The sequence below is a fragment of the Acinetobacter sp. WCHAc060006 genome, assembly GCF_004209135.1.
GTDB classification, from domain to species: Bacteria; Pseudomonadota; Gammaproteobacteria; order Pseudomonadales; family Moraxellaceae; genus Acinetobacter; species Acinetobacter cumulans.
Genome location: NZ_SGSS01000006.1, coordinates 14,593 through 27,712, shown reverse-complemented (window position 1 = coordinate 27,712; position 13,120 = coordinate 14,593). Strand labels below are relative to the sequence as shown.

The 13,120-nt window shown below is 42.8% G+C and carries 15 protein-coding genes; 13 read left to right on the top strand and 2 right to left on the bottom strand.

Features of this window, described 5'->3' with window-relative positions; genetic code table 11:
- Positions 1–85 precede the first annotated feature (85 nt).
- From ubiG to EXE29_RS05095, 13 genes are all read left to right on the top strand, one after another.
- A complete protein-coding gene (gene ubiG, locus EXE29_RS05150; RefSeq protein WP_106984132.1) occupies positions 86–802 on the top strand; it encodes a bifunctional 2-polyprenyl-6-hydroxyphenol methylase/3-demethylubiquinol 3-O-methyltransferase UbiG in 717 nt (238 codons plus the stop codon).
- Positions 799–1,497 (top strand): HAD family hydrolase, encoded by a 699-nt coding sequence (locus EXE29_RS05145; protein ID WP_120364121.1) that lies wholly within the window; start codon positions 799–801, stop codon positions 1,495–1,497. The genes ubiG and EXE29_RS05145 overlap by 4 nt, the downstream gene beginning before the upstream one ends.
- A gap of 45 nt (positions 1,498–1,542) precedes the next feature.
- The gene (locus EXE29_RS05140) at positions 1,543–2,292 is read left to right on the top strand and encodes a YciK family oxidoreductase (protein ID WP_106984130.1); all 750 of its coding nucleotides are present in this window, start codon (positions 1,543–1,545) and stop codon (positions 2,290–2,292) included.
- 160 nt (positions 2,293–2,452) lie between these two features.
- On the top strand, positions 2,453–2,872 hold the full coding sequence (locus EXE29_RS05135) for a hypothetical protein (protein WP_106984129.1): 420 nt from the start codon (positions 2,453–2,455) through the stop codon (positions 2,870–2,872).
- 275 nt (positions 2,873–3,147) lie between these two features.
- Positions 3,148–3,291: a hypothetical protein gene (locus tag EXE29_RS17455; protein WP_165382481.1), complete on the top strand. Its 144-nt coding sequence runs from the start codon at positions 3,148–3,150 to the stop codon at positions 3,289–3,291.
- A gap of 264 nt (positions 3,292–3,555) precedes the next feature.
- Positions 3,556–3,960: an RcnB family protein gene (locus EXE29_RS05130; RefSeq protein WP_120364122.1), complete on the top strand. Its 405-nt coding sequence runs from the start codon at positions 3,556–3,558 to the stop codon at positions 3,958–3,960.
- A gap of 224 nt (positions 3,961–4,184) precedes the next feature.
- Positions 4,185–4,577 carry an RcnB family protein gene (locus tag EXE29_RS05125; protein WP_120364123.1) on the top strand — a complete coding sequence of 131 codons (393 nt, stop codon included), beginning with the start codon at positions 4,185–4,187 and terminating at the stop codon, positions 4,575–4,577.
- A 146-nt stretch (positions 4,578–4,723) separates the two neighbouring features.
- Positions 4,724–6,070, top strand: a complete 1,347-nt coding sequence (gene argA, locus EXE29_RS05120; protein WP_120364124.1) for an amino-acid N-acetyltransferase — start codon at positions 4,724–4,726, stop codon at positions 6,068–6,070.
- A gap of 331 nt (positions 6,071–6,401) precedes the next feature.
- Positions 6,402–7,364, top strand: a complete 963-nt coding sequence (locus EXE29_RS05115; RefSeq protein WP_120364125.1) for a sulfonate ABC transporter substrate-binding protein — start codon at positions 6,402–6,404, stop codon at positions 7,362–7,364.
- A gap of 104 nt (positions 7,365–7,468) precedes the next feature.
- On the top strand, positions 7,469–8,638 hold the full coding sequence (gene ssuD, locus EXE29_RS05110) for an FMNH2-dependent alkanesulfonate monooxygenase (protein WP_120364126.1): 1,170 nt from the start codon (positions 7,469–7,471) through the stop codon (positions 8,636–8,638).
- Between the two features lies 1 nt (position 8,639).
- Complete coding sequence (gene ssuC, locus EXE29_RS05105; RefSeq protein ID WP_106984123.1) at positions 8,640–9,455, top strand: aliphatic sulfonate ABC transporter permease SsuC; 816 nt, start codon at positions 8,640–8,642, stop codon at positions 9,453–9,455.
- A gap of 15 nt (positions 9,456–9,470) precedes the next feature.
- Positions 9,471–10,289, top strand: coding sequence for an ABC transporter ATP-binding protein (locus tag EXE29_RS05100; protein WP_106984122.1), 819 nt, complete (start codon positions 9,471–9,473; stop codon positions 10,287–10,289).
- Between the two features lie 345 nt (positions 10,290–10,634).
- Positions 10,635–11,249: a TetR/AcrR family transcriptional regulator gene (locus EXE29_RS05095; protein WP_106984293.1), complete on the top strand. Its 615-nt coding sequence runs from the start codon at positions 10,635–10,637 to the stop codon at positions 11,247–11,249.
- 71 nt (positions 11,250–11,320) lie between these two features.
- Here EXE29_RS05095 and EXE29_RS05090 read toward each other — a convergent pair whose 3' ends face one another.
- Together EXE29_RS05090 and EXE29_RS05085 are read right to left on the bottom strand one after the other, a co-directional pair.
- The gene (locus EXE29_RS05090) at positions 11,321–11,890 is read right to left on the bottom strand and encodes a phosphorylase family protein (RefSeq protein WP_106984121.1); all 570 of its coding nucleotides are present in this window, start codon (positions 11,888–11,890) and stop codon (positions 11,321–11,323) included.
- Positions 11,891–12,005: 115 nt separating this feature from the next.
- On the bottom strand, positions 12,006–13,082 hold the full coding sequence (locus EXE29_RS05085) for a Rieske 2Fe-2S domain-containing protein (RefSeq protein ID WP_117006532.1): 1,077 nt from the start codon (positions 13,080–13,082) through the stop codon (positions 12,006–12,008).
- Positions 13,083–13,120 lie beyond the last annotated feature (38 nt).

Here is a 13,120-nt window from a genome sequence, read left to right as displayed (position 1 = left end):
CTTTTATCGCTTTTTTTAGAATAAGCGCTACACTAATAAGCCTCTGACTTTATTTTAAAATATAACCCTTGCCTGAGGTGAACCCATGTCGCAGTTGAATGTTGATCCACAAGAAATTGCTAAGTTTGAAGCATTCGCTGCCATCTGGTGGGACCAGAACTCTGAATTCCGTCCATTACACATGATTAATCCACTCCGTTTAAATTGGATTGATGAGCATTCAGGTGGCATCGCAGGTAAAAAAGTTCTTGATGTCGGCTGTGGCGGTGGCATTTTGGCAGAAAGCATGGCACGTCGTGGCGCTCAAGTCTTGGGTATTGATATGGGCCTTGCACCGCTCAATGTTGCACGCCTACATGCAGAACAAGAAGGCGTCGACAATATCGAGTACCGTCAAGTACCCGTAGAGCAATTGGCCGAAGAACACGCTGGCCAATATGATGTGGTGACATGTATGGAAATGCTCGAACATGTGCCAGATCCAGCTTCCATTATTGCAGCCTGTAAAAAGTTAGTTAAGCCAGGTGGTCATGTGTTTTTCTCGACCATTAACCGTAACCCTAAATCATATTTATTTGCCATTATTGGTGCCGAATATGTGCTACGTATGCTGGCCAAAGGGACTCACGATTATCACAAATTTATTAAGCCTTCAGAATTAGCACATGACATTCGTGGCGCTCATTTAAAGCTCAAAAATATGACCGGGCTACATTACAACCCGCTGACCAAACGCTACTGGCTCGCACCCAATGTAGACGTCAACTACATGGTTCATACCGTGAATGAAGGCGCACAATGAAAGCGGTACTGTTTGATTTAGATGGGACACTGATCGACACTGCAGCCGACTTTATTCGTATTTTGCAAGACATGTGTCGCGAAAAAGGCTGTCCTGTCGTCGATGCAGACCTGATCCGTACGCAAGTGTCGGAAGGCGCACGTGCGATGGTTAAATTGGTTTATCCTGAACTCGATGTAGAAGATCCGATCTTTTTGGCGCATCGCCAAGACTTTTTGGACCGATACGGCGCCGATATTGCGGTCGATACCGACTTATTTACAGGCATGCAAGCGCTGTTAGCCGAACTTGAACAGCATCAGATTCCTTGGGGTATTGTGACCAATAAACCCCGCTGGCTGAGCGAGTCTTTATTGCAAGCACTGAATTTGACAGCGCGCTGTTCAGTGCTGGTCTGCCCTGAAGATGTGAGTAAAACCAAACCAGATCCAGAGCCAATGTATTTGGCTGCTGATCAGATCCAAATTGACGCCAAAGACTGTATTTATGTGGGCGACCATCCACGTGATATTGATGCTGGGCGCAGTGCAGGTATGCACACCATTTTAGCAGCCTATGGCTATTTACCCCTTCAATATAAAGATGACTTAACAGCCTGGCATGCAGATTGTATAGTGAATACTGTTGTAGAATTACACGATGTCATTCGTCAGCACGTCATAGGTACAAATAGCATCTACCCTGCTCAAACCTAGCCAAAATAAAGACTGAAAAAACACAATAAAACGAGGAGATAGACAATGAAATATTCAGAATATCAACCTCGCCCCGATCTACTCAAAGATCGCATTATCCTAATTACAGGTGCGGGCGATGGTATCGGTCGTGCAGCTGCAATCACTTATGCTCTTCATGGCGCAACAGTGGTTTTGCATGGCCGTACACTGAACAAACTTGAAGTAATTTACGATGAAATTGAAGGATTGGGCGCACCACAACCTGCAATTTTACCGCTTCAATTGTCGAGTGCTTCTCCGCGTGATTATGAGTTATTGGTTGATACACTTGAGCGCCAATTTGGCCGTTTAGATGGTATTTTGCATAATGCAGGCATTTTGGGCGAGCGTACACCCTTAGCACATTATCCTGCCGATGTGTGGGATGATGTGATGGCCGTAAACTTACGTGCGCCTTTCGTACTCACGCAAGAATTATTACCGCTATTGCAAAAATCAGAACATGCCTCTGTGGTGTTTGCCAGTTCAGGTGTAGGTCGTGAAGCGCGTGAAAACTGGGGTGCATATTCTGTGTCTAAAATTGCCATTGAGGCTGTAAGCACTTTGTTTGCCAAAGAAAATCAGCACCCTAATATTCGCTTCAACTGTATCAATCCCGGTGCAACACGTACTGCGATGCGCGCAAAAGCCTATCCAGATGAAGATCCAAAAATCTTACCGACACCCGAGCAAATTATGCCGGCCTATTTATATTTGATGGGCGATGATAGCTTATCCCTCAATGGTGCCAGTATAGATGCACAAGATGCCTAAACGCATAACGGTATCAATGCATTAAATAAAAGGAGGCTTTGGCCTCCTTTTTTTCGGCACATACATTTTTTATGCTGAGTACATTCATGCCACATTGGCTTGTAATTCCAGACAATATGCGGATACTTATGCCAAACATTTTAAGCAATGAGTGTCCGACATGTCTGACTTTAGCAATATTACTGTAACACCAACCGAAGATGGCATGCTCAATCTATTGATTGATGGCAAAGCGATTTCTGAAAAATATGGTATGAAGTTTGATCCAAGTATTTTGGATGATCTCAAAGCCTTAGAAAATGGCCAAAATGTGAAGCTATTTGAGCAGTTTGTATTTTCACATACTGACTTAAACTTCGAACATCGTTATCAGTACGTGCTATGTATTGTGAAACAAAATGACCGCTATGAGACTGCAAAAAGTTTTGTTTATCGTATTACTGCAGAAGGCCAACCGCCTGTTGAACACGTGATTACCAAGCAAGGTGCTCCAATGACTGAGCAAGATGTACGTGAATTTATACAAGCACATTTACAAAAATCGCTGACCGACTACACTGACCTTCAATTTGCTTACTAAGCCTATATTTCGGATTAGGCTTTGCTTTTAAATCCTGTCATAGGTTTACACCCATAGATCGCACGATCACAAGGCAACCCCGTGTGCCTTGTGTGATTTACGCTAACGGGTCAGTTTAATATCCATTCATTCTGTACAAATCCTCAATTGATGACTTTATGCCATCAATCGTATTTTTAAATTATTTTTATAATTTTATTCGGTTTTTAAAATAAACAGATCTTCTCTATGCTGACTGCATTGATTTTGTAGTCTCAACACTCTGGAGATAGATCATGGCCGATCAACAACGTAAAACTGAAATTATTCGTTCAATTGAACAACTACAATTGTCTACAACTCTAATTATGGCACTGGATCATGCAAGTTCAGCAGAAGCGGTATATTCATTGTCTGGCCTAAGTGAGCAGTGGAACTAAAGACAAATCTTCATGTGCTCATACGATTTCATTTACTCAGTTGCCAAAATAGGATTGAATAAAAACATCCCACTATATTCAATCCACAATTTACTTTCGTCACCATAAACAGATTTTATCATTTATAGATCTGCATTTTTAACGCATAATATCCTTATTATCTCTGCTTTATTTAAAGAATTATCGCACTATCTTCACAGTTTCTCTGCATTTTTTGCGTAGAGTAATCCCATACATTATGAATCATTTAGATGAGGACTTAACATGAAAAAGATTTTGACTGCATTAGCAATATCTTTCAGTGCTTTGACAGCAAGCAACATTTCGATTGCTGGTCCTCATTTTGACCAACGCGATGGTTATGATCAGCCACGTGACTTCAACCGCGGGCAAGCGAAAAAAAATCGCGAATTCCGTGAAGATAATGATGGTGAACGCATGGAGATGCGTCGTATGCGTGAAGAGCGTGGTGTAAAACGCTTACAACAACATAAATGGCAAGCGGGTTATGTGCTTCCACAACATTATCGTGGTAATGGTTATAAAGTCGATTATCGAGACCAAAACTTACCAAGACCAGATCGTAATCAACAATGGTACAAAATTAACAATGACTACATTTTAGTCAATTCAGAGACCAACAGCATTATGCGTATTTTAGGTCTTTAGCCCCTTACACTGCATAGCCCAACATTGTTTGGGCTTTTTTTATGCCAGCACTTTTGCCTGCCATTAGCTTAAGCAATTGATAGAACATTCACCTGCACGCAATCTGCTATTTTTCTTCATACATTTCACAATTCCACTCTATATCCCTCACGCTTTCTCTGAACTTTGTCGGTAATTTAAAGTTATCGAAACAGAACAGCATTACAGCAATTTAGGTGAATGAAATGAAAAAACTGATCTCTTTTGCGACCCTTGCACTTTCAGGTTTAATCGCAACATCGGTAATGGCAGCGCCTGATCATCGTTTTGATGACCGTCGTGGTAATCCACCACCACCGCCAAGCCATGTTCAACCCCATGATTCACGTTGGGACAACAAACATACACAACAATGGAATAACAACAATCAGTGGAATCAACAACGTGTAAACCCAAGCCGTGAATGGCGTAGTGGTCAAACCTTACCACGCGCATTTCAGTCAACACGCTATAAAGTGAGTGACCGTGAAGCACGTAAATTACCCAACACTGGGCGCTACCAACAATGGTACAAAGTGAATGGCGACTATGTACTCATCAACGAACGTAACGACCGAATCATCCGAATCATTGGCTAATTCCTAAGCCTCGGTGAATATCCCTTTCGCACCTGTATAATTCAACTTATACGGGTGTTTTTTTGTCTGCACAGAGGCTTTCCCTTTTCTCTCCATGGTTTTTTTGATTAGAATCAATAAACCGTAATCTCGGCATAGGCCTGCACATGACTTCAATGGACGTTTCTCAAAGCACAACTTTACAATACGTGCATTGGTTTCGGCATTCTGCACCCTATATTAATGCCCACCGTGGCAAAACCTTTGTCATCATGTTTGATGGTGAAGCCGTCTTACATGCGAATTTTCAACACATTATTCATGACATTGCCCTGCTGCATTCTTTAGGTATTCGTTTAATTTTGGTTTACGGCGCACGCCCGCAAATTAATCAGAACCTCAAAGCCAGCGGACTCACAACGCCATTTCATCATCATCGTCGCGTGACCACACGTGAGTCTTTAAGCGCCGTGATGAATGCATCAGGTTCTATTCGTTTACAAATTGAAGCGTTGCTCTCGATGGGATTGGCCAACTCACCGATGTACGGCGCACGTATTGATGTGGTATCGGGCAATTTAGTTACTGCAAAGCCTTATGGTATTCGGGATGGTGTTGATTTTCAGTTGTCTGGTGAAGTGCGTAGTATCGACACTGATGCCATTCAGCGCCATTTACTCAGTCAAAATATTATCTTGCTTGGGCCAACGGGCTATTCCACTACAGGTGAAGTGTTTAATTTGTTGGCGGAAGAAGTGGCAACCAAAACTGCAATTAGCTTAAAAGCAGATAAATTGATTTTCCTTGGCCGATCAGCAGGCCTCATGGATGAACATGGCCAATTAATTCGAGAAGTCTTACCACACCAACTAGAAGAACACCTTTTACAATACCAAGATGCCAATCCCGACATTTTCTTACATTTGCATGGTGCAAAAACAGCCTCGCTACAAGGCGTACATCGGGTGCATTTAATTTCGTATGCAACCGATGGTGCCATGCTAGAAGAACTCTTCACGCGTGATGGTTCTGGCACTATGATTACTGATGCACATTATGAAGAAGTCCGCACGGCGAATATTCAAGATGTCGGTGGTTTAATTAATCTACTTCGTCCGTTAGAAGAAGAAGGGATTTTGGTCTATCGCTCACGTGAGCGCCTAGAAAATGAAATCGAACAATTTGCCGTAATTGAACGCGATGGTACGATTTTAGCCTGTGCAGCGCTTTACCCAATTCCTACCGCAGAAGGTGAGTTGCGTTCGGCTGAAATTGCCTGTGTTGCTGTACATCCGAGCTATCGTAAATCGAATCGTGGCAGTCAAATCCTGCATTATTTAGAAGAAAAAGCCAAAGCTTTGGGAATCGAGCAATTGTTTATTTTAACCACGCGCACAGCACACTGGTTTATCGAGCAAGGCTTTGCATCTGCCAGTGTCGATGATCTCCCGAATGCACGTCAGGCTTTATACAACTACCAGCGTAACTCCTTGGTCTGTATCAAAACCCTTTAAGCTGGTTTAGACCGCCCTGCTTAGCTCAATTTTGACTAAGTTTATCTCTAAATTTGCGCAGTCCGTGCTTTGGTCTTATGCGCATGAAGAGATAAACTTATGCATAGATCTTATATTAAAAAATAAGTATTAAATTTCAATAAATTAAAATCATTAAACAGCATATCTCTCATCATTTTATTCAGCATAAATTTGCATAAGTTTTGCTGTTTTTTATTTATCTTTTTTCTTCATTAGAACTTTAAGTTTTTTTATTTTTTCCGAAAAAGAAAATTCATTAGCGTATGTGCATTCCATGTCGTTCTTATTTTAGGTTCAGGAGCAACCTGCCATGCGCATCATCCCTTCTCAATTTTGGACAAAATCACTCGCTCTTTCTGCTGCGACTGTTGCTGTCATGATGCTGACGGGTTGCTCTAAAGATCAAGCCCAAGAGACCATTACTTTAAATATCGGCTTTCAAAAATATGGCATTTTGCCGATTGTCAAAGAACGCGGAAATTTAGAAAAAGCCTTACAAGCGCAAGGCGTTCAGGTGAAATGGGTGGAATTCCCAGCTGGGCCACAGCTTTTAGAAGGCTTAAATGTCGGTAGCGTTGTGTTAGGCGAAGCAGGTGAAGCCCCGCCAATTTTTGCACAAGTAGCCAACTCCAATTTAGTCTATGTGGCCAACCAACCTGCTGCACCCAAAGCAGAAGCCTTGCTGGTGCCTAAAGATTCTGCCATCAACAGCATTGCTGACTTAAAAGGCAAACGCGTTGCCTTAAACAAAGGCTCAAATGTTCATTATTTATTGTTGAAAGTTTTAGAAGCCAATCATTTAACACTGAATGACATCAATGTCATTTATTTACCCCCTTCCGATGCACGTGCAGCCTTTGAAAAAGGTGCAGTCGATGCTTGGGTGATTTGGGATCCGTTCTTTGCTGCAGCTGAACAACAAATTGGCGCGCGCGTTTTGGCCACAGGTGAAAACCTCGTGAGCAACCATCAGTTTTATTTGGCTGACCGTAAATTTGCTGAAGCCAATCCAAAAGTGATTCAAGCCGTGGTGAAAGAATTGAACCTGTCTACACAGTGGGTAGCGAGCAATCAAGATGAAGCCGCCAAGTTACTCGAAAAGCCAACTAGCCTCGATTTTAATATTTTAAAAAGTTCGATTTCACGGATGGGTTTTGGCGTGCAACCCATTAGCCCTGCGGTAATTAGCGAGCAACAACGTGTTGCAGATGCCTTCTATGCGCAAAAGCTCATTCCAAACAAACTCAATATTGACGCTGCCATTATTAAATAAGTTTTTTCACTTTCATTTTATTTCCCGCAGGACTGACATCGACCAAATCAGAACCAGATGCAGCCTGTTGGATGACCGAGCACATTCAAAATTAAGGAACAGATATGAAAATTTTTTGGTTTATCCCGACACATGGTGACAGTCGCTACCTCGGTACCAGCAAAGGTGCTCGTGTTGTTGATCATGCTTATATGAAACAAATTGCGGTGGCTGTAGACAACCTTGGCTACGAAGGCGTACTGATTCCAACAGGCCGTTCATGTGAAGATCCATGGTTAACAGCAGCCAGCTTGATTGATGCAACCAAAAAATTAAAGTTCCTTGTTGCACTTCGCCCTGGGGTGACCACACCTGCTTTAGCTGCACGTATGGCAGCAACATTTGACCGTTTATCGGGTGGCCGTGTATTGCTTAACTTAGTTACAGGTGGTGACGAGCAAGAACTCAAAGGTGATGGCGTATATGAAGACCATGCGACTCGCTACAAAACTGCAAACGAATACACCACCATTTGGCGTGAAATTTTAACCCGCTCACATACCGGTGAAAGCTATACCTTCCATGGTGAATGCTTAAGCGTAGATGATGCCAAACTTTTATATCCACCTGTACAACAACCGTATCCACCGCTTTGGTTTGGTGGCTCTTCAGATGATGCAATTGAGTTAGCGGCATCACAAGTCGACACCTATCTCACTTGGGGTGAACCACCTGCTGCAGTGAAAGAGAAAATTGCCGTGGTCAAAGCCCGCGCAGAGGCCAAAGGTCGTGAACTGAACTACGGTATTCGTTTACACGTGATTGTTCGTGAAACCAATGCTGAAGCATGGCAAGCGGCTGAAGAGCTCATCCAATATGTTGATGATGCAACCATTCAAGCCGCGCAAGCCAAATTCAAAAGCATGGATTCAATCGGACAACGCCGTATGGCTGAACTGCACAATGGAGACCGTACTAAACTCGAAGTATCCCCTAACCTTTGGGCTGGTGTAGGTCTAGTCCGTGGCGGTGCAGGTACAGCTTTAGTCGGTGATCCTGAAACAGTGGCTGCACGTATTCAAGAATATGCAGACCTCGGTATTAATACCTTTATTTTCTCGGGCTACCCGCATTTAGAAGAATCGATTCGTTTTGCAGAATTGGTGTTCCCGCTACTGCCACTCGAAACCCAACAAAAGCTAACTCAACCCAATTTGACTGGCCCATTTGGCGAAATTGTCGCGAACAATTACACCCCAGATGAAAATAAAAAGCCGATTCAGGAGCCAGCTTAAAATGTCTAAATCTGTTTCGGTTGAAGCCTTCGCAGAAAAGAAGGTTTCACGTGGAACACAGCTCGGGCAGCGTTTGCTGCCTTGGCTTCTTCCTATTGTTCTGATTTTGCTTTGGCAAGTTGCCTCAGTCACTGGCCTATTACAAAGCCGTATTTTACCTGCACCAAGCGCCGTTGTTAGTGCATTTTGGAGCTTGCTTTTAAGTGGTGAACTATGGAAACACGTGCAAGTCAGTGCGGGCCGTGCACTTTTAGGCTTATTGGTCGGTGGTGGTTTGGGCTTATTACTAGGCCTGCTCAATGGCTCATCTAAAGTCGCTTCAAACTTGCTCGACACCACCATTCAAATGATCCGTAACATTCCAGCGCTTGCACTCATTCCATTGGTGATTTTATGGTTTGGTATTGATGAAAGTGCCAAGCTATTTTTAGTGGCGATCGGGGTATTTTTCCCTATTTATATTAATACCTATCATGGTATTCGTTCTGTCGACCCACAGCTCATTGAAATGGGCAAAAGTTATGGCCTCACACGCTGGCAGCTCTATAAAGACATTATTTTGCCGGGTGCAATGCCTTCAATTTTGGTCGGACTGCGTTTTTCCTTAGGTTTGGTGTGGGTGCTGTTAATTGTAGCCGAAACCATTTCTGCACAAGCAGGTATTGGTTATATGACCATGAACGCACGTGAGTTTTTACAAACCGATATCGTGTTGGTAGGGATTTTACTGTATGCCCTACTGGGTAAATTAGCTGACGTTTTAGCCGTGGCTTTAGAGCGTTATCTCCTCCGCTGGCACGCTGGCTATCAAAAATAAAAAAGGACACATGACATGACTGATTTAAGTATTGGCCGCCATGCCCAAGATACCTCAAATGCAAATACATCAAGCTCAAACACGCACACCAACGACATTAACCCCAATGCTGTGCTTGGTGCCGAAATTCACATTGAGCAACTGCATAAGTTCTATGGCAGTGTAAAAGTACTCGAAGACCTCGACCTGCATATTCAGCCCGGTGAATTCCTTGCCATTGTGGGCCGTAGTGGCTGTGGTAAAAGTACCCTACTTCGCTTAATTGCCGATTTAGAAAAACCAAGCTACGGTGAAATCAAATTTAAATCTGCGCGTCATATTCGTGAAGGTATTACCTCCGATGACATTCGTGTGATGTTCCAAGATCCACGACTTTTGCCTTGGCGAAGCATTGAACAAAACGTACAGCTCGGTTTAGAAAAAGAGCGACATGCCAATGCCTCAGCCATGCTAGAAAAAGTCGGCCTGAAAGAAAAAGCCTCATTATGGCCGTCCCAACTTTCAGGTGGACAGCGTCAAAGAACGGCGCTTGCACGCGCATTATCTCACCAACCGCGAATCTTACTGTTAGATGAGCCACTCGGCGCTTTAGATGCATTAACCCGCTTAGACATGCAAAATCTGATTGAAAAACTCTGGACCGAGCAAGGCTTTACGGCCATCTTGGTAACCCATGATGTGAGCGAAGCGGTACAACTTGCAGATCGTATTATTCTGCTCGATAAGGGCCATATTGCCTCACAATTTCAGGTCGATCTGCCCCGTCCACGACAAAAAAATCTGGCTTTTAGCACACTTGAACAACAGGTGCTCAATGCTGTGCTCGCGACTTAAATATTTTTAATTTGTCTCATACTCATCATGTAGCAAGTGATGAGTGTGGGGCATATATATCGATTAAATCGTCGATTTATATGCGGTATAAAGCACCTAAAAGGTGCATGAATAGGTGCCCCAACTTAAAATCAACAACTTCCATAACATTAATGAATAAAAATAATCATTTTTTTATTTATGCATACTATTTTTTATTTGATTTTAGTGGGGCTGTCAGGATAATTTAATCATCGATCTATAAAATAAATCGCCATTATTCATAAAATTACAAAGTTTGGTTGTGCACAAGGCTGCTGATTTGCCGTACAATCCCCGATCCCCCTTTTCATTGTTAAAATGCTAATGGAACAAAAAAAGAGTACTCAAAAACGTAACCAGTTGCTTAGCGCTGCACTGGACGTATTTTCCCTATATGGTTTCAATGGGGCCAGTCTGGATGAAATCGCGCAAATTGCAGAAATGCATAAATCGAATATTTTCTATTACTATGAAAATAAAGAAGCGCTTTATGTCGAAGTGTTAACCACAGTGTTACAAAAATGGTTAGCGCCTTTGCAAACTTTAGAAGCAGATTTAGAACCTGCTGAAGCGATTACCAATTATTTGATGCAAAAAATTGAAGTATCGCGTACGCAACCTAAAGCGTCTCGTTTATTTGCGCTTGAAGTGATTCAAGGTGCGCCACATATTCTTGATATCCTCAAAGGACCTTTAAAGAAGCTGGTAAAACGTAAAGCTAAAGTGATTAGTAACTGGCAAGAACAAGGCAAAATTTCAAAGGATATTGATCCTGAAATTTTGATTTTGAATATCTGGGCTGTTACACAGAACTATGCTGACTTTGCTACGCAAATTGAAATGGTGACAGGCAAAACCTTGCGTAACCGTAGCATGAACCAACGTGTGATCCAACACACGGTGCACATGATGCTCTATGGTGTATTACCTCGTAATTAATTCTCTCTATTGTCTTTCGTGGCAATGATTGGCATTCGGCCATAACTCGATATGGCCGCCAACCTTATTTTTTATACTTTTAAACTTTGATATAACGATAATAATTTTTGCGCGCCTAACAATAAGTTTTCTTCCCAATCCAGATGTGCTGTGTCATTTGCACCATCGGTAATATATTTTACCGAGATTAAGCGAACGCCCAGTTTTTTACATACTTTTGCGATTGCGTAGCCTTCCATGTCCACTAAATTACACGGTACTTTCGGCAGCCCAGTTTCAAAGCTGTCGCCAGTACCGCAAATTCCTTGTGCAAGATGATCAAAATAAGGTACCAGCTCAATCCCCGCAGGATACTCATCATCTAGTGGCGTAACCCCTACTGCAAAGCCCAATGGCGACACATCCATATCACGTTGCACAAACTGTGTAACCTCAACCAATGCATGTGCATCAAAATGGGAGCTCCCAGCCGTCCCTAAGTTCAGCAAGGTTTTGCAACCTGTTTTTTGAATTACTTCATAGGCTTTAAATGCTGCGTTGACTTTACCAATGCCACTATAGTGAACATCAATTCCCGCAGACTCAAACAAACCTTTAGACTCATTGGCTAAGGCCATCATTAGGGCTAAATCTTGTTTCATGTGCCATTCCTCATATTCATGGCTACCGATATAACATAGATTGGCACAAAACCATAAAGACCTTCGTGTGAAACACCTTGCTTGGGGTCAGCAATGCACTTCCCCCTTTGCTATCTTAAATTTGAAACTGCATAGGACGCTTGCCCAAAATAGATGGGGTTAAAGACTGATCATGACGTAAGGATTCTAAAATCTTTTCCAATGCGATATGCGCCATATCACCACGTACACTATGTGAATGCGTCATCGGCATACTTTCCAAACCTTTACGGCATGCCGCCAAAATTTTAATGTCTTGGTTATTCACCACCCACGTGTACACGTTCACCGCAGGTTGAATCGCTTTTGCCAACACACGTGGAATTGGAAATTTATAGCTTACACAGGTATATACCCGTGATTCATAAGGTCCAACAGGCGTAATCAGGCTGTTAAAGACCATGCCTGAAGGCTCCCCCCAGTGATATTCCACCAAGGTAATATTGGGTGCAATAAAGCTATCGCGATGAACCTGCTGTGCACCATGTGGATTGGTCAACCATGGCATCATGCCTACATCCGCCTCATGGTCATGATATTCCACCACCACCTTACGTGGACTCACCTCAATCGTGGCATCTACCGCTTTGCCCGACTCAGAGCGAAACCAGCCTTCATGCACAAATATCGTGTGGGTAACATCCATAATGTTTTGTGCGACAGTGCCCATCTCACCATCATATTTGCCCACCATATAATAACTTTGCCAACCTGGTGCATCATAAAAAGGCAGTTTAAATACTTCAGGGCGTGCTTCAGGCGCTTTATCGCCTAAATAGACCCAGATCAATCCATCTTGCTCACAGACCTCATAACTCCGCTGTTTAAACGCATGAGGTTTCTCTGGAAAAAATTTGCCATTCACACTGGGAATATGCGCCACCTGACCATCGCCTTGATAGGACCAGCCATGATAAGGACACGTTACACAACCATTGGTCATTTTGCCTGCGGAAAGAGGAACACCGCGATGCACACATTGATCGAGTAGAACAGCTGCCTGCCCATTCTTTTGACGGAACACCACAAAATTTTTACCGTAAATGGTGGTTTGTAAAGGTTGATCTTTTTTTAATTCTTTCGCAGTACAAGCAACGTACCACTCTTCCAATAAACCCTTGGCTTGATCCCAAAATTGAGTTTTTTCGCACATTTTAAAATCCTGATTTCCATATAGAATTTTTATCTATT

Excerpts from the sequence above, each read along its gene's own strand:
- ubiG (WP_106984132.1), top strand. The coding sequence starts at position 86 with ATGTCGCAGTTGAATGTTGATCCACAAGAAATTGCTAAGTTTGAAGCA.
- EXE29_RS05145 (WP_120364121.1), top strand. The coding sequence starts at position 799 with ATGAAAGCGGTACTGTTTGATTTAGATGGGACACTGATCGACACTGCA.
- EXE29_RS05140 (WP_106984130.1), top strand. The coding sequence starts at position 1,543 with ATGAAATATTCAGAATATCAACCTCGCCCCGATCTACTCAAAGATCGC.
- EXE29_RS05135 (WP_106984129.1), top strand. The coding sequence starts at position 2,453 with ATGTCTGACTTTAGCAATATTACTGTAACACCAACCGAAGATGGCATG.
- EXE29_RS17455 (WP_165382481.1), top strand. The coding sequence starts at position 3,148 with ATGGCCGATCAACAACGTAAAACTGAAATTATTCGTTCAATTGAACAA.
- EXE29_RS05130 (WP_120364122.1), top strand. The coding sequence starts at position 3,556 with ATGAAAAAGATTTTGACTGCATTAGCAATATCTTTCAGTGCTTTGACA.
- EXE29_RS05125 (WP_120364123.1), top strand. The coding sequence starts at position 4,185 with ATGAAAAAACTGATCTCTTTTGCGACCCTTGCACTTTCAGGTTTAATC.
- argA (WP_120364124.1), top strand. The coding sequence starts at position 4,724 with ATGACTTCAATGGACGTTTCTCAAAGCACAACTTTACAATACGTGCAT.
- EXE29_RS05115 (WP_120364125.1), top strand. The coding sequence starts at position 6,402 with ATGCGCATCATCCCTTCTCAATTTTGGACAAAATCACTCGCTCTTTCT.
- ssuD (WP_120364126.1), top strand. The coding sequence starts at position 7,469 with ATGAAAATTTTTTGGTTTATCCCGACACATGGTGACAGTCGCTACCTC.
- ssuC (WP_106984123.1), top strand. The coding sequence starts at position 8,640 with ATGTCTAAATCTGTTTCGGTTGAAGCCTTCGCAGAAAAGAAGGTTTCA.
- EXE29_RS05100 (WP_106984122.1), top strand. The coding sequence starts at position 9,471 with ATGACTGATTTAAGTATTGGCCGCCATGCCCAAGATACCTCAAATGCA.
- EXE29_RS05095 (WP_106984293.1), top strand. The coding sequence starts at position 10,635 with ATGGAACAAAAAAAGAGTACTCAAAAACGTAACCAGTTGCTTAGCGCT.
- EXE29_RS05090 (WP_106984121.1), bottom strand. The coding sequence starts at position 11,890 with ATGAAACAAGATTTAGCCCTAATGATGGCCTTAGCCAATGAGTCTAAA.
- EXE29_RS05085 (WP_117006532.1), bottom strand. The coding sequence starts at position 13,082 with ATGTGCGAAAAAACTCAATTTTGGGATCAAGCCAAGGGTTTATTGGAA.